This is a genomic window from Sorangium sp. So ce1335, assembly GCF_051521615.1.
GTDB lineage: Bacteria > Myxococcota_A > Polyangia > Polyangiales > Polyangiaceae > Sorangium.
This window is the reverse complement of sequence record NZ_CP150363.1, coordinates 11033328-11055047: the sequence shown is the minus strand read 5'-3', so window position 1 is coordinate 11055047 and position 21720 is coordinate 11033328. Positions and strand designations below refer to the sequence as shown.

At 73.3% G+C, this 21720-nt stretch carries 21 protein-coding genes; 15 read left to right on the top strand and 6 right to left on the bottom strand.

All coding sequences use genetic code 11. From position 1 onward, the window contains the following. The first annotated feature begins 3 nt into the window (after window positions 1-3). From WMF24_RS41425 to WMF24_RS41415, 3 genes are all read left to right on the top strand, one after another. A complete protein-coding gene (locus WMF24_RS41425; protein ID WP_437732975.1) occupies window positions 4-1155 on the top strand; it encodes a site-2 protease family protein in 1152 nt (383 codons plus the stop codon). 226 nt (window positions 1156-1381) lie between these two features. After that, window positions 1382-1735 (top strand): hypothetical protein, encoded by a 354-nt coding sequence (locus tag WMF24_RS41420; protein ID WP_437732974.1) that lies wholly within the window; start codon window positions 1382-1384, stop codon window positions 1733-1735. A 168-nt stretch (window positions 1736-1903) separates the two neighbouring features. Beyond that, entirely contained in the window at window positions 1904-2197 is a 294-nt protein-coding gene (locus WMF24_RS41415; protein WP_437732973.1) for a hypothetical protein, read from the top strand. 300 nt (window positions 2198-2497) lie between these two features. Here the strand turns inward: WMF24_RS41415 and WMF24_RS41410 are convergent, their stop codons facing one another. Beyond that, a complete protein-coding gene (locus WMF24_RS41410) occupies window positions 2498-3922 on the bottom strand; it encodes a sensor histidine kinase (RefSeq protein WP_437732972.1) in 1425 nt (474 codons plus the stop codon). A gap of 208 nt (window positions 3923-4130) precedes the next feature. On the opposite strand from WMF24_RS41410, the gene WMF24_RS41405 reads away from it, so the two are divergent. From WMF24_RS41405 to WMF24_RS41385, 5 genes are all read left to right on the top strand, one after another. Beyond that, a complete protein-coding gene (locus WMF24_RS41405; protein WP_437732971.1) occupies window positions 4131-6281 on the top strand; it encodes a putative metal-binding motif-containing protein in 2151 nt (716 codons plus the stop codon). Between the two features lie 48 nt (window positions 6282-6329). Further along, entirely contained in the window at window positions 6330-7262 is a 933-nt protein-coding gene (locus WMF24_RS41400) for an ABC transporter permease (RefSeq protein ID WP_437732970.1), read from the top strand. Then, entirely contained in the window at window positions 7259-7912 is a 654-nt protein-coding gene (locus WMF24_RS41395) for a hypothetical protein (RefSeq protein WP_437732969.1), read from the top strand. The genes WMF24_RS41400 and WMF24_RS41395 overlap by 4 nt, the downstream gene beginning before the upstream one ends. A gap of 332 nt (window positions 7913-8244) precedes the next feature. After that, window positions 8245-9132 carry a zinc metalloprotease HtpX gene (locus WMF24_RS41390; RefSeq protein WP_437732968.1) on the top strand — a complete coding sequence of 296 codons (888 nt, stop codon included), beginning with the start codon at window positions 8245-8247 and terminating at the stop codon, window positions 9130-9132. 248 nt (window positions 9133-9380) lie between these two features. Next, window positions 9381-9866, top strand: a complete 486-nt coding sequence (locus tag WMF24_RS41385; RefSeq protein WP_437732967.1) for a hypothetical protein — start codon at window positions 9381-9383, stop codon at window positions 9864-9866. Window positions 9867-10044: 178 nt separating this feature from the next. On the opposite strand, the gene WMF24_RS41380 is transcribed toward WMF24_RS41385, so the two are convergent. From WMF24_RS41380 to WMF24_RS41370, 3 genes are all read right to left on the bottom strand, one after another. Further along, window positions 10045-10782 carry a hypothetical protein gene (locus WMF24_RS41380; protein ID WP_437732966.1) on the bottom strand — a complete coding sequence of 246 codons (738 nt, stop codon included), beginning with the start codon at window positions 10780-10782 and terminating at the stop codon, window positions 10045-10047. Window positions 10783-11202: 420 nt separating this feature from the next. After that, the gene (glyS, locus tag WMF24_RS41375) at window positions 11203-13302 is read right to left on the bottom strand and encodes a glycine--tRNA ligase subunit beta (protein WP_437732965.1); all 2100 of its coding nucleotides are present in this window, start codon (window positions 13300-13302) and stop codon (window positions 11203-11205) included. 146 nt (window positions 13303-13448) lie between these two features. Then, complete coding sequence (locus WMF24_RS41370) at window positions 13449-13946, bottom strand: hypothetical protein (protein WP_437732964.1); 498 nt, start codon at window positions 13944-13946, stop codon at window positions 13449-13451. On the opposite strand from WMF24_RS41370, the gene WMF24_RS41365 reads away from it, so the two are divergent. Next, window positions 13945-15237: a hypothetical protein gene (locus WMF24_RS41365; RefSeq protein ID WP_437732963.1), complete on the top strand. Its 1293-nt coding sequence runs from the start codon at window positions 13945-13947 to the stop codon at window positions 15235-15237. The genes WMF24_RS41370 and WMF24_RS41365 overlap by 2 nt on opposite strands. Before the next feature lie 462 nt (window positions 15238-15699). Here WMF24_RS41365 and dapB read toward each other — a convergent pair whose 3' ends face one another. Together dapB and dapA are read right to left on the bottom strand one after the other, a co-directional pair. Beyond that, window positions 15700-16500 carry a 4-hydroxy-tetrahydrodipicolinate reductase gene (gene dapB / locus WMF24_RS41360; protein ID WP_437738915.1) on the bottom strand — a complete coding sequence of 267 codons (801 nt, stop codon included), beginning with the start codon at window positions 16498-16500 and terminating at the stop codon, window positions 15700-15702. 77 nt (window positions 16501-16577) lie between these two features. After that, entirely contained in the window at window positions 16578-17483 is a 906-nt protein-coding gene (dapA, locus tag WMF24_RS41355) for a 4-hydroxy-tetrahydrodipicolinate synthase (RefSeq protein ID WP_437732962.1), read from the bottom strand. A gap of 317 nt (window positions 17484-17800) precedes the next feature. Between dapA and WMF24_RS41350 the strand changes: the two genes are divergently transcribed. The 6 genes from WMF24_RS41350 to WMF24_RS41325 all read left to right on the top strand — a co-directional run bounded on the left by WMF24_RS41350 (window position 17801) and on the right by WMF24_RS41325 (window position 21617). Continuing rightward, a complete protein-coding gene (locus WMF24_RS41350) occupies window positions 17801-18463 on the top strand; it encodes a NuoI/complex I 23 kDa subunit family protein (protein WP_437732961.1) in 663 nt (220 codons plus the stop codon). 67 nt (window positions 18464-18530) lie between these two features. After that, window positions 18531-19046 (top strand): NADH-quinone oxidoreductase subunit J family protein, encoded by a 516-nt coding sequence (locus WMF24_RS41345; RefSeq protein ID WP_437732960.1) that lies wholly within the window; start codon window positions 18531-18533, stop codon window positions 19044-19046. A 3-nt stretch (window positions 19047-19049) separates the two neighbouring features. Continuing rightward, window positions 19050-19358, top strand: coding sequence for an NADH-quinone oxidoreductase subunit NuoK (gene nuoK, locus WMF24_RS41340; RefSeq protein WP_437732959.1), 309 nt, complete (start codon window positions 19050-19052; stop codon window positions 19356-19358). Between the two features lie 17 nt (window positions 19359-19375). After that, window positions 19376-19795, top strand: a complete 420-nt coding sequence (locus tag WMF24_RS41335) for a hypothetical protein (protein ID WP_437732958.1) — start codon at window positions 19376-19378, stop codon at window positions 19793-19795. A 173-nt stretch (window positions 19796-19968) separates the two neighbouring features. Then, window positions 19969-21012 (top strand): glycosyltransferase family 2 protein, encoded by a 1044-nt coding sequence (locus WMF24_RS41330; protein WP_437732957.1) that lies wholly within the window; start codon window positions 19969-19971, stop codon window positions 21010-21012. After that, entirely contained in the window at window positions 21009-21617 is a 609-nt protein-coding gene (locus WMF24_RS41325; protein ID WP_437732956.1) for a class I SAM-dependent methyltransferase, read from the top strand. Before WMF24_RS41330 ends, WMF24_RS41325 begins: the two co-directional genes overlap by 4 nt. Window positions 21618-21720: the final 103 nt, after the last annotated feature.

Sequence of the window (21720 nt, the reverse complement as noted above, 5' to 3'; positions counted from 1 at the left end):
CGCATGTTCGACCGCGGGTTGACTGTCCTGAAGATCCGGGGAATCCCGATCCGGCTGCATATCACGCTGCTGATATTCCTGCCCTACGTCGCGTATGTCGCCGCGTCGCAGTTCTCGCTCGTGGCGGCGTCGCTCGATATCCCGCCTGAGGCGATACGGCTGCCGCCGCTCGCCTGGGGGGCGATCCTGGCGGTGGGGCTGTTCGTGGGCGTCCTGGCGCACGAGCTGGCCCACTCGTTCGTTGCGCTGAGGAATGGAGTCCGGGTGCGCTCGATCACGCTGATGATGCTGGGCGGCGTCTCGCAGATGGAGCGCGATGATCCCGAGCACGAGGCGTGGATGGCGTTCGCGGGGCCGCTGATGAGCTTTGGTATCGCGCTCGGCAGCTACGGTGTCTATCGTCTGTTCACGCTGTTCCCGGCGCCGGCCGAGGTCGGCGCGGCGCTCCTGGCGTTCGCGATCACGAACGCCATCATCGGCGCCTTCAACCTGCTCCCGGCGTTCCCGATGGATGGCGGCCGGGTGTTGCGCGGGCTGCTCCTCCGCCGCCTCGGGCCGGTCCGCGCGACGCGCGTCGCGACAGCGGTCGGCAGGGGGATGGCGGTGGCCTTCGGGCTGTTCGGCCTGCTCACGTGGAACTTCATCCTGGTGCTGATCGCCGCGTTCGTTTACATGGGCGCCTCGGCCGAGCAGGCGCGCTCCAGCACGCGCGAGCTGGTCCGCGGCTTCCCGGTCGCGCGGTTCATGACCGATCGGCTCGGCGACGCGTACGCGGACGAGAGCCCTCGCGCGGTGGCCGAGCGGCTCCTGCGCAACAACCTCGTCGGCGCGCGGGTCATCGACGAGCCCCTGGGCGGCGGCGAGGGGCGCCGGGAGATCGGCGTCGTGACGGTGTGGGACCTCGCGCGCCAGCTCGGCCGCGGCGCCGCGCCGGCGACGGTGGGCGCGGTGATGCCCGTGGACGTGCCCCGGGCGCGCGCCGACGAGGACGCGTCCCGCTCGATCGAGGCCCTGGCGAGCGGCGAGGCGAGCGCGGTCGCGGTGCTCGACGGGGGGGAGCACGTGATCGGGCTCGTGACGCCGGCGGAGATCCAGCGCGCGCTCGCGCTCGCCGGCGCGCTCGGCGCGTTCCGCACGCCCGGCGCCGGCGGCTGAGCGCTCCGTCACCGGAGAGCGCGAGTCGCGCCGCCCCGCGCTGGCACTCGCATTGCTGAGCTGCGCCGCGAGGAGCAATGATGTGAAGCACCATCTGGAGCAGGACGTGAAACAGGACACAAGGCTGGACGCAAGACTGGACGCAAGACAGGAGGTGAGACAGGGCGTAAGGCTGAGCAGCGGTGTGGCGCCGCTCGTGCGGGCTCGACCCAGGTCGCTCTCCGCGGTGAGGTCTGCGCTCGTGGCGGCGGCGCTCGGGCTCGGCGCCTCGCTGCTCGTGGGGTGTCTCGGCACGGTCGGGGCGGAGGGCTATATCGTGTCCGGCCATCCGGCGGTTCGCGCGGAGGTCGTCCCGGTGCAGATCACGGCTTACCCGCGCGTCTTTTTCCGTGGGACGTACGCGTACCTGGTCGACGGCCAGTGGTATTACCCGACGAACCGGGGCTGGGTCATCTTCGAGGAGGAGCCGACGGAGCTCAGGCGTTACCGGCAGACGTACCGGTCGTCGCCGCGGTACGTGCCGGAGCGCGAGCTGAGCTATCCGCGCGAGCGGGGTCACCGGTACTACACGCCGCGTTGACGGCGAGGCAGCAGCGAAAGGACGGGTTCCAGGATGAATCAGGAGAAGAGCGTCTTTCCCCTCTGCGGACTCGCTTTATCGAGCTTCCTGGCCGCGGGGTGCATCGTCGACGTGCGGGACGACGCGCGTCCCCGGCCAGCCGTCGGGAGCCTCACGGTGGACTGGACGGTGAGCCGTCGGAGCGACCCGCGGCTCTGCGATCGTTTCGGTGGCCGCAATGGCGCCGATTTCGAGCTGATCATCTACCGTGGCAGCCGCGAGGTGGCGAGGGAGTACGCGAGCTGCGAGGACTTCAACATGACGGTGGATCTCCCGCCCGACGAGTACAAGGCGTACGCCACGCTCGTGGAGCGGGGCGACGACCGCCCTGTCACGACGACGCTGCCGCTCGAGGACATTCGCATCGTACGGGGCGCCCAGCTCAACATCGACGTCGACTTCCCGTCGAACTCGTTCCTCTAGAACAACGCGCACGTTGAGCGAGCGAGAAATGAACCGGCGAGACGCCAAAGACGTCAAGGACGCCAAGAAGAAGACAATGTCTTGGCGTCCTTGGCGTCTTGGCGGTTCGAAGTTCTGCTCGTTTCAGGCGGGTTCAACCCGTCTGTTGCTCCAGGCCGTCGGCGAGCTCGGGAGACCGAGAGGTGAGCCACAGAGGCACAGAGAGCACAGAGCAAGAGAGACGATAAGAATCCTTCTCTCTCTCCCCTCTGTGTCCTCTGTGCCTCTGTGGTTCGATTTCTCTCTCGGGCTCTCCAGGGCTCAGCCCGATCGAGGGAGGGTGAGCCGCACCCGCGTCTCCCCCCGCGGCCCGTCCTCGATGGTGAGCCCGTAGTTCGTGTGCGCCGCGATCGCGTGCGCCGCGATGAGCGGCAGCGCCGGCGGCCGCCCCTGCGCCACCGCCTCGAAGTCGCGGCTCAGCACCACGCTCCGCGCCGCCGCCGGCAGCGCCGGCCCGGCGTCGTCGAACGTGATCTCGACCCCGCTCGCCCCCTCGACGAGCGTGACGACCACCTCGCTGCCCGGCGGCGACGCGCTGATGGCGTGGTCGAGCAGCGCGTGGAGCAGCACCGTCAGCGCGCCCTGCGGCACCACGTCCTGCACCGCCTCCGGCGCCTCGACCACCACGCGCACGTCGTGGCGCGCGGCGCGCGCGACGTCGTCCTTCACGACGTCGCGCAGCAGGTCGGCCACGTCGCAGTGGCGCGGGAACTCGTGGAGCGGGCACGCGCCGAGCCTCGCGAGATCGCTCACGGTCTCGGACGCCGCGGTCACGTGGCGCCCGACCGACGAGGCCGTCTCGCCCACGTCGCCGCCGTGGCTCCGGAGCGGCGCGATGTCGCGGCCGATCGCCGACAGGATCCCGCGGAGCTGCGTCCCGAGCACGCGCGCCGCGGCGACGAGCACCGCGAGGCTGTCGCCGCTCGGCGGCAGGTGCGACACCGGTTCGCTGCCGAGCCGCGGGACCACGCCGGCCAGCGACCCGCGCTCGCGCTCGCCCTCGACCCGCGAGAAGACCGCGGCGAGCTCGCGCGCGTAGGCCTCGCCCTGCGCCTGGGCCGCGGCCAGCTCCTTCTTGAGGCTCTCGACCTCGAGGCGCTGGAGATCGACCTCGGCGGGCAGCGTCAGCGTCTGCATCAGCCCGTCGAGCTCGAGCCGGCCGCCGTAGCGGAGCGCCATGCGGGACAGCCACACCCGCTCGGTCTCGAAGTTCACGGGCGTCTCCGGGCCGAGGTTGACGCGGACGCTCACCTCCTCGCCGACGCGGCGGATGCTCACGTCGGGCGCGCCCGCCTGGCTCGTCGGATCGCCGCCCTGGGCGATGAGCACCTGGAGCATCCGCCGCAGCTCGGTCTCGTCGCCGAACACGGTCGTCCCCTCGCCCATCTCGATCTGCACGCGCGCCTCGGGCGCGACCTCCCACAGCAGCGCCGTGAGGTCGACGCGGCCGCGCCGCCCGCGCGCCATCGGCCGGCCGTGGAGCGACGCGAGCATGCTCACCGCCTCGTCGAGCCGGTTCAGCGTGCTCTCGACGCCGCCCGAGCCGTCGTCCTGCGACGGCAGCGGCGGCGGCGAGGCCTCGGTCGCGATCATCCCCACGCCCTGGCGGAGCTTCTGGGCGGCGCTGCGCGCCTCCTGCGCCAGCAGCCACGTCAGCTCGGGTCGGGTCAATCTGTCGCTGGTCACCCTGTTGTCCCTCTGTCCGCCGCGCTCCGCGGAATCGCGCGCCATGATGCCAGACGTGGCGGTGCCCTGCTACGCTCATTGCCGCTCACCTCGCTCGATGCGGATCCGCGCTTCCTCCTCCACCTGCTCTGCCTCGCCTGGCCCGCCTGCCGCGGTTGGTTCGCCTGGTCCCTCCTTGACGCGTCTCGTCCTCGTTGGTTGCGCGGCCGTGGCGGCGGCCCTGACAGGCGCTGCCTGCAGCAGCTCGAGCGCCCCGAGCCCCTTCCCGTCGACCGGCGGGGCGGGCGGGGCCGGAGGCGAGGGCGGCGCCGGCGGCGCCGGCGGTGAGCTGGCCCCGGCGGACCCGACGCTCGGCGGCCCGTGCGTCGACGACGAACAGTGCGAGGACGGATTTCCCTGCACCTTCGACGCGTGCGACACCGACGCAGGGCGGTGCCGTTTCACGCCGGACGACAGCGCCTGTCAGAACGACGTCTACTGCGACGGCGTCGAGCGCTGCAACCCGCAGCTCGGCTGCGTGCCCGGCGAGCCGATCGGGTGCAGCGACGGCAGCTCGTGCACGATCGACGCGTGCGACGAGGCGACGAGGACGTGCTCGAGCGCGCGGCGCGACGCCGATCTCGACGGCGATCCCGACGCGCGCTGCGGCGGGGGCGACTGCGACGACGCCGACCCCACGGCGTCCTCGTCGCAGCCCGAGGTCTGCGGGAACGAGCGCGACGACGACTGCGACGGCGCCACGGACGAGGACGGCTGCGTGTCCCCCGAGCACGACACGTGCGCCGACGCGCTCGAGATCGCCGCGCCGGGCTCGTACGCGATGACGACGGCGGGCGCGGATTTCCACTACGCGAGCTCGTGCGGCCTGCCCCGCCCGGCGAGCACGCGCGACGTGGTGGCCGCGGTGGTCCTGCCGCCGGGGCCGCCGGTCGACGTGCAGGTGACGGCGCGGACCGAGGGCACGGACGTCGCCGTGACGCTCGCCGGCCAGTGCGGCGACGCCGCGAAGGAGCTCGCGTGCGGCCGCCCGTTCGCGAGCGTGGACGGCGGCAAGCTCGCGAAGCTGCGCGCCCGCGGCCTCGGCGACCCGGAGCGGGCGACGGCGCTGCCGGTCTACGTGACGACCGCCGAGGGCGCGCCGATCCTCGTGGACGTCGCGTTCCTGCCGCCCGCGCCGGCGCCGGAGAACGAGACGTGCGGCACGGCGGCGCCGCTCGCGCCGGGCGAGCCTGCGCTGGCGACGATCCTCGACGCCGCCCGGGATCTCGGGACGGCGTGCGAGACCGAGCTCGGGGAGCTCGTCTACACGTTCGAGCTCACGGAGCCGCGGGACGTCGACCTGTACGCCGCGTCGACCGACGGCGACGGCGCGCCCTCGCTGTCGCTGCGGACCGCCGCGTGCGCGCTGCCGGAGGACGAGATCACCTGCCAGACCGCTATGGCGCCGCACCTCTTCCGGCGCGCGCTGCCCGCCGGGACGTACGCCGTCGCGGTCTCGGCGACGGCGCCGACGTCGGCGCTCGTCACGCTGGAGCTCTCGCCGCCGACCGAGCCGCCGCCCGACGAGAGCTGCGCGTCCGAGGCCGCGCTCGAGCCGAACCGGACGGTCACCGCGACGCTGCTCGGCCACCAGGACGACGTGGATCTCGGCTGCGGCCCGGCGGCGGTCGACGCCGTGTACGCGCTCGATCTGCCGGTCGCGTCCGACGTGCTCCTCGTCGAGGAGCTGTCGGCCGGCGACACCGGCGCGATCGCCCTGTCCGCGCCGGCGTGCGGCGGCCCGGACGATCGGCTCGCGTGCGGTGAGGGCGCTGTCTCCCCGCTCCGCAGCGCGCGGCGCGGCGTCCCGGCGGGGTCGTACCGCGTCGTCGCGGAGTCGCAGCTCCGCCAGCCCGTGAGCGTGACGGCCTTCGTGCGGCCCGCGGTGGCGCCCACGCTCGTCCCGTTCTCCGACGCGTGCGACGGCGCGCTGGAGATCCCCGAGTCCGGCGGCTTCTTCCAGGGCAACACGACGAACGCCGCCGCGGACTTCGACGCGGGCTGCGACAGCGCCGGCATCGAGGACCGCGGCGCGCGGGACCAGCTGCTCAAGCTCACGCTGACCGCGCGCCGGCGGGTCGTGCTCGACATGGCCGGATCGACCTACGACACGCTGCTCTCGGTCCGCCGCGGCCCGGCCTGCCCCGGCACCGAAATGCCGCTTTCCTGCACGATCGGTGTGGGCCCCCAGCGGAGCTTCCTCGATCTCGCGCTCGATCCGGGCGTCTACTACCTCCAGATCGACGGCCACGCGATGGCGCACGGCCTGTGGTTCCTCGACGTGCGGGTCGTGGACCCGGACGAGGCCGAGGGCCCCTGACCGGCGGCCCTTTACAAGCTCCCCCCGTCCCTTGCTAACGTCGCCCTGATGTTCGGCCGGATCTCCGCGATCGCGCTCAACACCTACCGGGAGTCGCTCCGGGCGCGCATCCTGATCGGCCTCGCGGGCGTCGCGTTCGCGGTCGCGTTCTACGCGATCATCGTCGGCGCCTACACGCTGCGCAACGCGCCGCGCGTCGTCAGCGATCTCGGCGTCGCGTCGCTGTCGGTGTTCAGCGTCGCGGTCGCGGTGATCATCGGCGCGACGTCGCTCTACCGGGAGCTCGAGCAGAAGACGATCTTCCCGATCCTCGCGCGCCCCATGCGGCGGGGCGAGTACCTCGTCGGCAAGTACCTCGGCACGCTGCTCACGCTCGCGGTGTTCATCCTGGCGGACGCCGGGCTCGTGCTGCAGATCAGCGCCGTGCTGGCGGGCCGCCCGGTGGCGCTCGTCGCGGGCGCCGGGGCCGCCTCGCTCGCGGTGCTCGGCGTCGCGGCGTGGCGCTCCCCTGCGGCGCGCACGTACGGGTTCATCCCGTGGTCGGTCGTCTTCCTCGCGCTCGGCGTGATCTTCTCGGCCGCCGCGCCCACCGAGCGCCGCGTCGTGCTCGCCGGCAGCGCGCTCGCCTTCCTCGAGGTGGGCATCGTCGCGGCGATCGCGACGCTGTTCTCGTCGTTCTCGACGCCGTTCCTCTCCTCGCTGCTCACGCTGGGCCTCTTCGTCGTCGGGCGCAACGCCGACGCGCTCGCGCGGCTGCCGGTGAAGTACTTCGGCCCCCAGATCAGCGCCGCGGGGCGCGCGCTGTCCCGGGTCGTGCCGAACCTGCAGATCTACGTGCCGCCGCGCCCGCTGCTCGCGGGCGAGGTCGCCGACGCGAACCTCCTCGTCTACCTCGGCTGGGCGGCGATCACGTGCGTCGGCTGGGCGCTCGGCCTGCTGGCGGTGGCGTCGTTCGTCTTCAAGAAGCGCGACTTTCTGTGAAGCTCTCCGTCGTGCTCGGCGTCCTGCGCGGCCTCGCGCTCGTCGGCTTCATCCTCGGCGCGGCCTCGCTGCGCGTTGTCGTCGCGGGCGAGCGGGAGATCGCCCGGAGCACCGAGGCCCTGCGCGCGGGCGATCCGCACGCCGCGGCGCTCCACGCGCGGCGGGCGGCGGGCTGGTACGCGCCCGGCGCCCCGCACGTCCGGGTGGCCTACGAGCGGCTGATCGCGCTCGCGACGGCGGCCGAGGGCCTCGGCCAGGCCGATCTGGCGCTCTTCGCCTGGCGCGGGGTGCGCACGGCCGCCCTGGAGACGCGGTGGCTCACGACGCCGCACGCGGAGGACCTGGCGCAGGCCAACGCGGCCATCGCGCGGCTCTCCGCGGCGGCGCCGCGCCCGCCGGGGACGCGGACCGAGCCGGCGGCCGCTGTCGCGCGGGAGCACCTCGAGGCGCTCGCGCGCGACGACGCGCCGCGGGTCGGCTGGGTGGCGGCGCTCGTCGCGGCGTTCGTGGCGTGGGTGGCCGGGGCGATCTGGGTCGTGCGGCGCGCGGTCACGGTGACGGGCCAGTGGGTGTGGCCGCGGGCCGTGCCGGGGCTCGCCGTGTGCGCGGCCGGCGTCGCCGTGTGGCTGCTGGCGATCTGGCAGGCCTGACGCCGCGGCGCGGCGGGGTGGGGCGAAACGGGGCGGCCGGGGCGAATCGGGGCGGGGCGGGGCGGGGCGGGGCGGGGCAGATCGCGGCGGGCGGTCAGGGCCGCCAGAGCGGGGAATCCGCCGGACGGGACGACTGCTGATCGATGGCACGCGGCATTGCAATGCCGCGGTCGGCGACACATCGATATCGGAGGGCGGTGTTTCCGGCGTCCCGTTCCATCGGGTCCCGTGGTTGCGCGGGTTCCCTGGGAGCGGCGCGCGCCGCGTTCCGCGCCGCGGGAGCAGCGTTTGCTGCGCTCCGTGTCGAGGGGTCCGAGGAGGTAGCGAAGTTCATGAAGAATCAGATCAAGACGATCCTGTTGCTCGGCATCATGTCGGCAATCCTTGTGTCCATCGGTGGGGCGCTCGGGCCGGGGTACGTCGTCTTGTTCGGCGTGCTCGCGCTCGCGATGAACCTGGGCGCGTATTTCATGTCGGATCGCATCGTGCTCGCGGTGCACCGGGCCGCCGAGGTCACCCCCGACGAGGCGCCTGGCCTGCACCGGATGGTGGAGGAGCTCTCGCGCCGGGCGGAGATCCCGAAGCCGCGCGTCTACATCATCCCTGACGCGCAGCCGAACGCCTTTGCCACCGGGCGCAACCCGGAGCACGGCGTGGTCGCGGTGACCGAGGGCATCATGCAGCTCCTGAGCGAGCGCGAGCTGCGCGGCGTGCTGGCGCACGAGATCGCGCACATCAAGAACGGCGATATCCTCGTGTCGACGATCGCGGCGGCGTTCGCGTCGGGCATCACGTGGATCGCCCACGCCGTGAGCTTCGCCGGGCTGTTCGGCGGCGGGCAGGCCGACGACGAGGAGGGCGGGAGCCCGCTCGGCGGGCTGGCCCTCGCGATCGTGGCCCCGATCGCGGCGACGCTCGTGCAGCTCGGCATCTCGCGCTCGCGCGAGTACCTCGCCGACGAGGTGGGGGCGAAGCTGTGCGGTGATCCCGAGGCGCTCGCGAGCGCGCTCTCCCGGCTGGAGCGCGGGGTCGAGCTCGTGCCGTCCGAGGCCGCGCGCCCTGCGACGGCGAGCCTGTTCATCGTGAGCCCGCTCGCCGGGGCTGGCTCCGTGCTGAAGTGGTTCTCGACGCACCCGTCGACCGAGGAGCGCGTGAGCCGGCTGATGGCGATGGCGGCGGGCGACCGGACCGAGCGGGGCTGGTCCGGGGCGGTCGCCTGACGGCGCGTCGCCCCTCGGGGTGCACCCCGGCCTTGCCCCCGCGGGGCGCTTCCGGCGCGGTCCGGCGACGGAGCCGTTCTCCAGGGCTCGCCCCTCTCGCCGCGTGACGGAAGGACGCGCTGCAAAGATGGAATAGCGACCGCCCGGTCGACGTCAGACCGGCCGAGCGCGTGGCGCCAGGAGCGCCTCGGCTCGCTTCGCAGCGATTTCGTCGCCACCGCATCGCGTCATCTGGAGAGGCAGGATCCATGAACAAGCTCGTTCGCATCACCTCGGCGCTCGCCGCGCTCGTCGCCCTCGGCGTTGCCGCCCCCCCGGCCGCGGCTGCGGCCAAGGAGACCCCGGCGGCGGCCGCCAGGGCGCCGCATCACGGCCGTGGCAAGGGCCAGCCCCAGTTCCCGCAGGACGCTGCCAGCTTCAGCAAGCGGGTCGACGCGAAGATCGCGAAGCAGCGCGCGAAGGCCGAGGCGAGGATGCAGAAGGGCGGCGTCCCCGACGCGCGCCGCGCCGAGATCCGGAAGGCGCTCGACGACGCCCAGGCGAAGGTGCGCGCGGCGGTCGACAGGGCCGCCAAGGACGGCGTGATCACCCAGGACGAGGCGAAGCAGGTCCGCAAGCTCGCGCGCGAGGCGCGCAAGGCGATCGCGGAGCAGCTCGGGCTCGGGAAGAAGCACGAAAAGAAGGCGAAGCGCGAGAAGGGGAAGGGGCGTCGTATCGTGGTTCCGGTCACCTAGCGCGACGGAGGACGGTACGATGTGAATGCCGGATGGCGGCACGCCGCCACCGGCCAGGGCTCCAGCAATGATGTTCACCGCTGCATGACGCGTCCCGGCGTCAGGAGGCACGGCCAGGAAGCAGAGACGAGGCGGCCGACCGCGTTCGCGGCGCCGGCGCCGGCTTCTTGGCCGCTCCTCAGTGCAGTTTGTTCCTGGCCGCGGCGAGCTCCTCGTTGATCCGGTTCACGAGCGCGTCGAGGGTCTTCGGGCCCTTGCTCGACGCCGCCGCGGCCTGGATGGCGTCCGTGGTGATCGAGGCGAGGCGTTCGACGTAGGCGAGCTCGGCTTCGAGCTTCTCGTAATCGCCGGTGGCGAAGTACCCGCTGTCGTCCTTGACCTCCAGATCGGGTGCATAGCGCTCCTTCACGTAACGCAGGGTGGCGCACACGGCGACATGCACCTTCGGCCCGGCGAACTGCGTCTTGGTCCAGTTGTAACGGCTCCCCTGTTTGAAGAACTCGACCCCTGGCGCCTCCGGCAGCACGGGCACGGAGATGCGCGGCGCGCCGCCGTGCCCCGCCTCCGCCTGAGAGGCTTGCGTGCTCCGGGCCAGATTGCGGGTGAGTGCCGCGGACTCTGCCAGCGCTTGACGCATCATGTCCGCCATCTCCGTGTTGCTGAGGAGGGCGTGGTAGTAGTGGTTGATGAAGGTGCCTTCCTCATCGAAGTGGAAGTGCAGCGGCTCGCATTCGCGATGGGGATAGAGCGTGATCCCCTCGAGACCGGAGCAGGTGACGCGCTTCTCGGCGACGAGCTCCTTCATGGTCTTGCAGAGCCAGCCGGCGGATTCGGCCTTGGCGGCGAGATCGGCGACGAGCTCGGGGACGAGGGCCGGGTCACGGAGCTTGCCGCTGTACGCGATGGAGATGCCCATGGTGCCTCCTTGTCGATCTCCCTTACTCCACCGCCGCTGTCGAGGCCAGGGCGCTCCGGCGCGCGGCCGCGTGCCGGAGCTATTTGCGGCGATGCCCGCCCCCGACGACCTCGATCGCGTGATTACGCGCTCTCGACGATATCCGTCTGATAAACGAACCTCGCCGTGAACATCTGCTGTCGCGATGGCTCGGCATGCGCGAGAAGCTCGTCTGTGCGCTTCGGTCGCGGCGCGCCTGAATGCCGCATCACGGCGATGTGCTTCGCGCAATGACAGGGACGGCAGGCCGTGGAGGGACGGGGCTGTCCCGGCCCTCGGGAGGCGGGCCGATGTCCGAGCGGAGGGAGGATGGGTCGAGGAAGCGGTAGGCCCCGGAAGGCCGCCCCGGGCACCATGCCCCCGGGAGCGGCGCCGATCCCGTCAGGACGCCGCGCGCGGCGCCTCGCCGAGGAGCTCGAGCCTCGCAAGGCTCGCGCACGTCTCGGACAGGGCGCGCATCAGCCGCAGGCGGTTGTCCCGCACGGCCGCGTCGTCCGTCATCACGAAGACGTCGATGAAGTACTGGTGGAGAAGCGGCGCGAAATCCGCCACCGCCCGGAACGCAGCGTCGTACGCGCCGCCCTTCACGTCCGACGCGATCTGCTCCCGCAGCTTCAGGTACCCCGCGAAGAGCGCCGTCTCGCTCGCGTGCACGTCCTTGCCGAACGGCGCGACCGGCTCGCCCGCGGGCGCCTTGTCCGCGATGTTCGTCGCCCGCTTGAAGACCTCGCCGACCCGCGCCCGCACGTCCGGGCTGAGCGCGTCGATCGCGCGCACGCGCGCCCGGAGGTCGAGCGGGCGGCTCGCGGCGACCGGCAGGCACGCGGCCACCGCGTCCTGCGGCAGCCGGTCGGAGAGCAGGCCCCGCAGCCGCTCGGCGAAGAACTCGCCGAGGCGCGCCGTGAGCTCCTCGCGCGCGACGTTGAGCTCCACCCCGGCGTAGCCGTCGTACGCCGCGCTGAACGCGGCGCCGAGGCGCAGATCGAGCTCGCGATCGAGCAGCGTGCGCAGCACCCCGAGGCACGCGCGGCGCAGGCCGTACGGGTCGGCGGTGCTCGTCGGGATGAGCCCGATCGAGAAGCAGCCGACGAGCGTGTCGAGGCGATCGGCGATCGCGACGAGCGCGCCCGCGTGCGTCGGCGCCGTCGCGTCCGCGGCGCCCTTCGGCAGGTAGTGATCGCGGATGACGTCGGCCACGTCGGGGCTGACGCCCTGGGCCAGCGCGTAGGCGCGGCCCATCTCGCCCTGGAGCTCCGGGAACTCGCCGACCATCAGCGCCACGAGATCGCACTTCGCGAGGTGCGCCCCGGACGCGGCCGCCATCAGCGTCGGCTCGGGCAGCATCAGCAGCAGTCCGAGCTCGCGCGCGAGCCGCTCGACGCGCTCCGCCTTCGCGAGCACGCTGCCGAGCCGCTTCTGGAACACGATGCCGCCGAGCTTCTCGCGGCGGTTCGCGAGCGGGATCTTCACGTCCTCGCGGTAGAAGAACTGCGCGTCCGACAGGCGCGAGCGCATCGTGTTGTCGTTGCCGCGCTTGATCGTCTCGGGCGCCTCCGCGGTGTTCACGACCGCCAGGTACCTCGGGAGCAGCGCGCCCGTCTTCGCGTCGCGCACGCCGAAGTAGCGCTGGTGTCCGCGCGCGACCTCGAGGATGACCCGCTCCGGCAGCTCCAGGAACCGCTCCTCGAAGCTGCCGACGATGACGTGCGGCTCCTCCACGAGCGAGAGGTTCTCGCCGATCAGGAACTCGTCCTCGATCAGCACCCCGCCCGCGTCGCGGGCCGCGGCGACGAGGCGCTCGCGCATGAGGCGCGCGCGCTCCTCGGTGTCGACGATCACGTGCGCCGCGCGCATCGCATCGACGTAGTCCTTCGCCGCGCCGAGCGCGATCTCGCCAGGCGCGAGGAAGCGATGGCCGCGGCTCGTGCGGCCGCTGCGCACGCCGGCGATCTCGACCGGGATGACGTCGCCGCCGGAGAGCGCGACGAGCCACTGGATGGGGCGGCCGAACGCGAAATCGCCCGACCCCCAGCGCATCGACTTGCGGAAGGGGATGGCCGCGACGAGCGACGCGATGACCTCCGGGAGGAGCTCGGCCGCGGGCCTGCCGGCCTCGCGCCGGGTGCCCGCGAGGTACTCGCCCTTGGGCCCCTCGACGCGGCGCAGGTCGGACACGGCGCAGCCGAGCTTCTGCGCGAACGCCTCGGCGGCCTTCGTTGGCGCGCCGTCCTTGAAGGCCGCCTTGACGGGCGGGCCGGTGACCTCCTCCTCGAGGTCCGGCTGGCGCGCCGCGACAGCGGAGACGAGCAGCGCGAGCCGCCGCGGGGTGCCGAGCGCGCGGATGGCGCCGTGGCGGAGCCTGAGCTCCGCGAGGCGCTTCGTTGCGAGTTCCGGGAGCGCGCGGAGCGCGGCCTCGACAAACGACGAGGGGAGCTCCTCGACGCCGATTTCGAGCAGGAGATCGCTCGCTTCGTTGGACATGGGACCGCGGACGCTACCCCAGAACGGCCCGTCCGGCGAGGCGGTCGATGGATCCACGTCCGGGGACGTCCGGGCCGCGACGGGCGCGCCTCGCCGCGGTGGACGGCGCGCCTCGCCGCGGTGGACGGCGCGCCGGGCCGGGAGGCTCAGCGCTTCGCTGCCGCGTCCTGGAGGGCGCGCGAGAGCACCTTCTTGAAGGCGCGCGCCTCTCCTGCGGTCGGGTTGTTCTTGCGCCCGAAACGGCTCGCCGCGCCGATCCGCACGACGCACTGGACCGTCCGCGTGTACCGTCGCGTCGCCTTCGCGACCGCCCGATCGTCGGGCGCGGACGCCGACGCGACGGCCGCGCCGAGGTCGTTCAGCGCCTCGTCGAGCGGGGGGCAGCCCTCCGGCGCGTGGGGCAGCTCAAGGGGGGGCGGGGCGTCGCAGCAACGGGCGCGCAGCGCGGCGAGGGCCGCCATGTCGTACCAGCGGAGCGCGCCCCATTCCTTCGTCGCGTCCGAGATGCCCTCGGCCCCGGCGGCCTGGGCGAGGTGGCCCTTCAGTGCGGCGACGCCCTTCATCGGGTCGACCTCGTCGCAGACGAACGACATCTGCCCCGCGGTCGCGGCGTCGACGCTCTTGCCGGGGAAGAGCGGCGCCATGCACGCGGCGAGGTCCGCGGAGGCCGCGCCGGTCGGCGCCGCGCTCGCCGCGCCGGCGTCCACCGGGGCGGGCGCCGCGGCTGGGTCGTGCGCGGCCGCGGGGGCCGCGTCCTGTGCGGCCGCGGGCGAGGCGGGCGGGGCGCCGGGCGCTGCGGGGGTGGCGCTGGCGGCGGGCGCTGCTGGCAGCGCCGGCACGGGCGGTCGGGGTGCCCCGGCATCCCGGTGGCGCAGCCAGAGCCATGCCGCCGTGGCGGCTCCGGCGACGGCGACGGCGCACAGGGCCAGCGTGGCGAGCCGGCGGGCCGCGGACGGCCTCTTTCCGGCCGGGCGCGGCGTCGGCGCCGCGGCCGGAGCGCGCGGCGCGCCGGGGGCGGGCGCGCGGACACGCGCGACGTTGCCGTGGGGCGCGAGCGCGAACGGCGACGAGAGCGCCGGCGGTGTCTCGTCGCCCGCGAACAGCGGCACCGCGCGTGCGTGCGGCGGGCTCTCCAGCTCGTCGCCCGGCGCGGAGAACGCCGCGGGCGACAGGGACGGCTGCGGGGGCGACAGGGACGGCTGCGGGAGCGACAGGGACGGCTGCGGGGGCGACAGGGACGGCTGCGGGGGCGACAGGGACGGCTGCGGGAGCGACAGGGACGGCTGTTCGGTGCGCGCGGGCGGCCTTGCCGGCCCGGGCGGGCTGCTGGATGCGCCCGCCGGCGCGACGTCGGCGAGCTCCGGCATTGCAGCAGGCGGGGCCGGCGGCACCGTTGCGGGGCGATCCGGCGCCTCGGGCACGGGGGTGGTCGGCGTCCCCGCCGTCGATCGAAGCCCCAGCGTCGCGAGCCCCTGGAGCGGGACCGGCGTCCGGCGCGCCGTGGAGCTCCCGCTGGCGGGCGGCAGCGAGCTCGTACGGCCATGCGGCGGCGCGCTCCTGCGCGGCGGCTGCGGGCCGCCGGAGCTCTCGCGCGGCGGCGCGCTCCTGCGCGGCGGCTGCGAGCCGCCGGAGCTCTCGCGCGGCGGCGCGCTCCTGCGCGGCGGCGGGTGCGAGCTCGACGCGCCCCGAAGCCCGCTGTTCGACGGGCGCGGCGCCGGCACGGTCTTCGGCGGCTCCGCGAGCGGGTGCTCGTCGAGCGGCGGCAGCTCCTCCAGCCCGTCAGTTGGCCGCGCCGCCTCCAGCGCGCGGCGGAGCGCGTCGACCTCGACGATCCGCTGCCTGGCGTCGCGCGCGAGCGCCCGCTCCAGGACGCGCCACAGCGCGTCGCCCTCCGCGCCCGGCGGCGTCGCCCGCGGGGCGGCGCCGGCGTCCTGAAGGCGGCGCAGCTCCCGGTCGCTCTCGGCCGGGAAGGGGAGCCTCCCCGAGAGCGCCACGTACAGGGTCACCGCGAGCGCCCACGCGTCGTCCCTGCGCGAGGGCCCCTCGCCTGCGGCTCGCTCCGGCGAGCGGTACGCCGCGAAGGCTGGCGTCGCGAGCGGATCGGAGAGCCACCCCCTCGACGCGCACGGCTCACCCTCCATGACGACGCACGCGGCCGACAGCCGGCCGTGGACGGTCCCGCGCGCGTGCAGGCGCTCGATGCGCTTCGCCAGGCGCGCGACCCAGCCCACCGCGTCCCTGGCCGGCAAGGGACCGGCGCGTGCGATCCGCGCAGCGAGCGTTTCCATACGGGCAGAGCAGCCTAGTGCGGCGCCCGGCCGCGGACCACATTGTGGCGCCGCGCGCGACCCACCGGATCGCGCGTCGCCGCCTCCTCATCGCGCCGCCGCGCCGCCGTCAGCCCCCGATCACGTCCGCCATCGTGTACCGGCCCGGCGGCTTGCCGTGCAGGTACCACGCCGCGCGCAGCGCGCCGCGCGCGAAGAGATCGCGGCTCGTGGCGCGGTGCGTGAGCTCCAGGCGCTCGCCGGGGCCGAGCAGGTGGATCGTGTGGTCGCCGATGACGTCGCCGCCGCGCACGGCGAAGATCCCGAGCTCGTCGCCCTTGCGTGGGCCGACGTTGCCCTCGCGGCCGTGCACGTCGGAGAGCGCCGCTTCGGCCTCGCCGCGGGCCGCGCGCACCGCGTCCGCGAGCCGCACGGCCGTGCCGCTCGGGGCGTCCACCTTGGCGCGGTGGTGCACCTCGACGATCTCGATGTCGTAGCCGGGCCCGAGCCGCCGCGCGGCGCTCGCCGCGATCTCCGCGAGCACGTGGATGCCGATGCTGGTGTTCGGCGACCAGAGCACGGGCACGTGCTGCGCCGCCTCGTCGAGCAGCCGCTCGCACGTGGCGTCGAGGCGCGTCGTGCCGCTGACCACCGCGACCTTGGACCGCATCGCGAGGTGCAAGAGCCGCGGGAGCGCCTCCGGCCGCGAGAAATCGATGACCACGTCCGCGCCGAGCAGCCCGGCGCTCGTGTCGTCGCTCAGCGCGACCCCCAGGTTGCCCGTCCCCGAGAGCTCGCCGACGTCGCGGCCGATGCGCGGCGAGCCGCGCGACACGATCGCGCCCACGATCTGCGCGCGCTCGTTCGCGGCGAGCCGGACGATCGCCTGCCCCATCTTGCCGCTCGCGCCGTGGACCGCGACCTTCAGCAAGCGGACCTCCTCGGCCGCGGTGACCTCGCGCAGAACGCCCATCGGTACGCCTCGATGATCGCCGTTCGATTTCACGCTCACGTCGCCTCGCGCTTCGCGTCGAGCCGCCGCATCGCCTCGGCGATCTGCTGCCGGGTCGCGTCGCCGGCGGGGGCGAGCGGCAGCCGCACCGCGGGGCTCATGCGGCCGAGCGCGGCGAGCGCGGCCTTCGCCGGGGCGGGGTTCGGCTCGACGAACATGAGCCCGTGCAGCTCGAGCAGCGCGAGGTGCGCCGCCCGCGCGCCCGCCAGGTCGCCGGCGAGGAATTTCCGGGTCACGGCGCTCGTCTCGCGCGGCAGCACGTTCGACGTGACGCTGATGACGCCCTTCGCGCCGAGCGCCATCATCGCGAGCGTCAGCGCGTCGTCGCCGCACAGCACCGTCAGCCGGTCGCCGAGGCGCCGCGCGAGCTCCTGGCAGCGGAGCACGTTGCCCGAGGCGTCCTTGATCGCGACGACGTTCGGCGCCGCGGCGCAGACGCGCTCGGTCGTCTCGGCCGCCAGGTCGACCCCTGTGCGCCCGGGGATGTTGTAGAGCACGATCGGCGCCGAGACCGCCTTCGCGACGGTGAGGAGGTGCTCGCGGAGCCCGTCCTGCGACGGCTTGCTGTAATACGGCATCACGATCATCACGCCGTCGGCGCCCGCGGCGAGCGCGGCGCGCGAGGCCTCGATCGTCTTCTTCGTCGAGAACGAGCCCGTCCCCGCGATCACCGGCACGCGCCCGCGGGCCGCCTCGACGACGCGCCGGACGACCGCCGTCGTCTCCGCCTCGGTCAGGGTCGGCGACTCGCCCGTGGTCCCGCAGGGGACGAGCCCGCTGACGCCCCCCGCGATCTGCGCCTCGACCAGCGCGTCCAGCGCCTGGAAGTCGACGGCCTCGCCATCGGGCGTGAATGGCGTGACCAGGGCGGTGAAGGTTCCCGACAAGGGGAGCTGGGTCATTCGACGACCATGATCGCCACCCGGGGTGCGCGTCAACAGGAGAGGACAGGTTCACCACCTCCTCCGCGCACTCCTCGGGTTCCCGCCGCGCCCCTCGGGTTCCCGGCGCGCCGCGCTTGTCGGGGCGGCGCGCCGCGCCGGTCGGGCGCGGCCGTCGGCGGCGCGCGTCGACGTACGCGCCCGACCGGCGTGGCGCGCTCGCAAAGCGCGCCCCGGACGCCTCGAGGCAGGCCGCCATCTGCTAGCCTGCTTTGTGTGGCGCCTCCCTCGTCAGGGCCGTATGCCCGGCGCGTCAGGCCCCGGAGAAGTCCCCGCCCATGGATCTCGCCCAGTACATCAAGAGCATCTCCAGCGCGGCCACGACCATCCTGGAAGGGATGGCGGTCACGTTCTCCCATCTGTTCCGGGAGCCCATCACCGTCCAGTATCCCGACAAGACGGACCGCCCTGTCAGCGAGATGCTCCCCCCGCGTTACCGCGGCTTCCTCGAGGTGCAGATGGACATCTGCACCGGGTGCAAGCGCTGCGAGCGCGCGTGCCCCATCGAGTGCATCGCCATCGACCTGGAGAAGGACCCGGCGACGAAGAAGCAGGCGATGAGCCGCTTCGACATCGACATGGGCAAGTGCATGTACTGCGGCCTCTGCGTCGAGGCGTGCAAGACCGAGTCGACCGGCGCGATCCGCCACACCCGCGAGTTCGAGGGCGCGGCGCCGACGCTCGATCACCTCACCTTCCGCTTCATCCCGGAGGGGCTGGTCCCGCTGTACAAGGCGCCGAAGGACCTCGGCGAGGTGCCTGTCGGCGAGTACGGGCCTCACGCCCGCGAGGCCCGCGAGCGCGCCATGCGCGACAACCCCGCCGCGCTGGAGGAGCTGCGCGCCATCTGGCGCCGCGAGCGCGCCAGGGACGGCGGCGGCGAGGCCGGCGACAGGCGCGCCGAGGCCGCGGCCGACGACGCCGGCGCGGCGACCGCCTGAGCCGGGGCGCCGCGCTGGATGGCTTGATGGCCGGTGGGCAGCGATCTAACGTCGCGGGCCTCACCTCATGCCCCCCCTGAGCACCATCGCCTTCCTCGGGCTCGCCGCGCTGACGCTCGGCTCCGCCGGGCTCGTGGCGTTCTCCAGGAACATCATCCACTCCGCGCTGGCCCTGCTCGGCACGTTCCTCGGCGTCGCCGGGCTGTACGTCACGCTGTCGGCCGATTTCCTCGCGGCGACGCAGGTGCTCGTCTACGTCGGCGGCACGCTCATCCTCATCCTGTTCGCCGTGATGCTCACGAGCCGCATCCAGGAGATGAAGATCTCGAACCCGCGCGGCGGGCTCGCCGTGGCCTTCGTCCTCGTCACGGCGGTGCTCCTCGTGCTCGGCAGGGTGGCGACCCGGACCCCCTGGCCCGCCGAGGCCCGGCCGGCGATGCCGTCCACCGCCAAGCTCGGACACGCGTTCCTCGGCGAGTACCTGCTCCCGTTCGAGCTCGGCTCGATCGTCCTGCTCGCCGCCATGATCGGCGCCGTCGTGCTCGCGCGCCGCGCCGTGAGGCGCTCCTGGGAGCGGGAGTAGGCGATGGAGATCGGGCTCATCCACTACCTCACCGTGGCCGCCGTGCTCTTCGGCCTCGGGCTGTTCACGGTGATGACGCGGAAGAACGCGGTGGGCATCCTCCTCGGCGTCGAGCTCATCCTCAACGCCGCCGCGCTCAATTTCGTCGCGTTCGAGCACTTCGTCGCGGGCGGCGTGGCCGGCCAGGTGTTCACGGTCTTCATCATCGTCCTCGCCGCGAGCGAGGCGGCGATCGCGCTGGCCATCGTGCTCCAGGTCTATCGCAGCCACCGCAGCATCATGGCCGACCAGCTCACCTCGCTGAAGCGCTGACGCGAGCGCGGTCATCCGTGCGGAACCTCGCGTCGGCCGAAGCGGCGCGCGACGCGCACGCAGCGCGCGACGCGCACGCAGCGCGCGACGCAGCGCGCGGCTCGTGGCGCGCCGCGGTGGAGCTCGATCCCACCGACAAGCAGGAAAAACCTGACCTTGCTAAGCCCCCCTGGGCGACCCACGTTCGAAGCATGCAGAACCTATCCAAGTCGGAGCTGGTGGGGTTCGTGGAGCTCGAGGTCGGCTCGCTTGCTGTGCAGGTCCCGATCCGCGCTGCAGAGGCGGCGACGGAGCTCCCCCTCGCATCATTCGAGGCCGAAGGGGACAATTGCGCCATCCTCGTGCGCGGCGACACGTCCTCCAAGGCGGTGGAGGTCGCGTTGCGGCAGGCGGCGCAGGAGGCGGTCAAGCACCTCTCGAAGAAGCTGCTCAACTAGCGCGGAGCGTGGTCCGTGGTCCCGGCACGGGGGGACTGCGGGCCGTCGGCTCCGGCGCCCCGACGCCAGCGCTCCGCGGAGGAGCGACGGGGGCATGCGCACGCGGGCCCACGATGTGATCCGAGGTGAATCCCTCGACGCGCATCGTGCTACGCTGCGCCGCGACATCCCCCGTGAAGCTCATCATCCAGATCCCTTGCTTGAACGAGCGCGAGACCCTCGCGCAGACATTTGCCGACCTGCCGAGGTCGATCGACGGCGTGGACGAGATCGAGGTCCTTGTCATCGACGACGGCAGCACGGACGGGACGAGCGCGCTCGCCGAGCAGCTCGGGATCCACCACATCGTCCGTTTTCCCAGGAATCGCGGCCTCGCCGCCGGCTTCATGGCCGGCATCGACGCGTCCCTGCGGCTCGGCGCCGACATCATCGTGAACACCGACGCGGACAACCAGTATCGCGGCGCGGAGATCCCGAGGCTCGTCGCCCCCATCATCGAGGGTCGGGCCGACCTGGTGATCGGCGATCGGCAGACGGACATGATCGAGCACTTCTCGCCGCTCAAGAAGGTCTTGCAGCGGTGGGGCTCGCGGCTCATCCGGCGCCTGTCGGCCACCGAGGTCGCCGACTCCCCGAGCGGCTTCCGCGCGGTGAGCCGGAAGGCCGCGCTGCAGCTCTTCGTGCACAACCGCTTCACGTACACGCTGGAGACCGTGATCCAGGCAGGCCGCCGCGGCCTCGCCGTGGAGAACGTGAAGATCACGACCAACCCGAAGACGCGTGAGTCTCGGCTGTTCCGCTCGATCCCCGACTACCTGCGACGGGCTGGCCCCGTGATGTTCCGGGCCTATGCGATGTACCGGCCCGTGCAGCTCGTCGGCTGGGCCGCGGCGGTCCTGCTCGTGTTCGGCCTCGCGCTCGGCGTCCGGTTTCTCTACTTCTACCTCCAGAACCCGGATTACAGCGGTTATATCCAGTCGCTGATCGTCGGCACGGGCGCCGTCGTCGTGGCGTGCATCCTCGTGGCCGTGGCGCTGCTCGCGGAGCTCATCGCGACGAACCGCCGCCTCACCGAGGAGGTGCTGATGCGCGTGCGCCGGCTCGAGACCGAGCTCGCGCAGCGGGCGCCGGGCCGCAGGCCGGAGGGAATCCAGACCACGGGCGCGACGCCGTGGCGCAACCAGCGGATCCAGGAGAGGCGGGCGAGCGCGGGATGAGCACCATGTCCGGGAACATCGTCGGCAATCATTACGACAAGTACGGCACGAAGAACCCTGTCGCCCGGATGCTGATGGGAGGGTTCCTCGGCGCGGTCACGGAGCTCTACCGCGGCGTCGCGCCGCGCTCCGTGCTGGAGGTCGGGTGCGGGGAGGGCAAGCTGGCCCACCACCTCGTGACGCACGCGCCGCGGCCCGAGCGGTTCGTTGCCACCGACGTCTCGCTGGAGCGCGTCGCGCCGGACGTGGATCCCCTCGTCCAGTTCCGGGAGGCGTCGGTCTACGCGCTGCCGTTCGAGGATCGCGAGTTCGATCTCGTCGTGTGCTGCGAGGTGCTCGAGCACCTGGAGGATCCGGCGCGCGCGCTGCGCGAGCTGCGGCGCGTGGCCGGTCGCTGGGTGATCGCGAGCACGCCGCGCGAGCCGCTCTGGCGCGCGCTGAACGTGCTGCGCGGCCGGTACCTCGCCGATCTCGGCAACACGCCGGGCCACATCCAGCACTTCGGCCGTCGCGACCTCGTGGCGCTCGTGGGGAGCGAGCTCGCCGTCCGCGAGGTGAAGAGCCCGGTCCCCTGGACCGTGCTGCTCGCCGAGCAGCGCCCGTAGGCGCGCGTGGGCCCGGGCGCCGTGCTGCTCGCCGAGCAGCGCCCGCAGGCGCGCGTGGGCCCGGGCGCCGTGCTGCTCACCGAGCAGCGCCCGCAGGCGCGCG

What these genes read in the sequence shown, in the direction of transcription:
- dapA (WP_437732962.1), bottom strand. Translation starts at nt 17,483, where the DNA reads ATGACCCAGCTCCCCTTGTCGGGAACCTTCACCGCCCTGGTCACGCCA.
- WMF24_RS41345 (WP_437732960.1), top strand. Translation starts at nt 18,531, where the DNA reads ATGCCCCCCCTGAGCACCATCGCCTTCCTCGGGCTCGCCGCGCTGACG.
- WMF24_RS41380 (WP_437732966.1), bottom strand. Translation starts at nt 10,782, where the DNA reads ATGGGCATCTCCATCGCGTACAGCGGCAAGCTCCGTGACCCGGCCCTC.
- WMF24_RS41350 (WP_437732961.1), top strand. Translation starts at nt 17,801, where the DNA reads ATGGATCTCGCCCAGTACATCAAGAGCATCTCCAGCGCGGCCACGACC.
- WMF24_RS41325 (WP_437732956.1), top strand. Translation starts at nt 21,009, where the DNA reads ATGAGCACCATGTCCGGGAACATCGTCGGCAATCATTACGACAAGTAC.
- WMF24_RS41425 (WP_437732975.1), top strand. Translation starts at nt 4, where the DNA reads ATGTTCGACCGCGGGTTGACTGTCCTGAAGATCCGGGGAATCCCGATC.
- WMF24_RS41390 (WP_437732968.1), top strand. Translation starts at nt 8,245, where the DNA reads ATGAAGAATCAGATCAAGACGATCCTGTTGCTCGGCATCATGTCGGCA.
- WMF24_RS41365 (WP_437732963.1), top strand. Translation starts at nt 13,945, where the DNA reads ATGCACGCGGCGAGGTCCGCGGAGGCCGCGCCGGTCGGCGCCGCGCTC.
- glyS (WP_437732965.1), bottom strand. Translation starts at nt 13,302, where the DNA reads ATGTCCAACGAAGCGAGCGATCTCCTGCTCGAAATCGGCGTCGAGGAG.
- WMF24_RS41400 (WP_437732970.1), top strand. Translation starts at nt 6,330, where the DNA reads ATGTTCGGCCGGATCTCCGCGATCGCGCTCAACACCTACCGGGAGTCG.
- WMF24_RS41385 (WP_437732967.1), top strand. Translation starts at nt 9,381, where the DNA reads ATGAACAAGCTCGTTCGCATCACCTCGGCGCTCGCCGCGCTCGTCGCC.
- WMF24_RS41370 (WP_437732964.1), bottom strand. Translation starts at nt 13,946, where the DNA reads ATGGCGCCGCTCTTCCCCGGCAAGAGCGTCGACGCCGCGACCGCGGGG.
- nuoK (WP_437732959.1), top strand. Translation starts at nt 19,050, where the DNA reads ATGGAGATCGGGCTCATCCACTACCTCACCGTGGCCGCCGTGCTCTTC.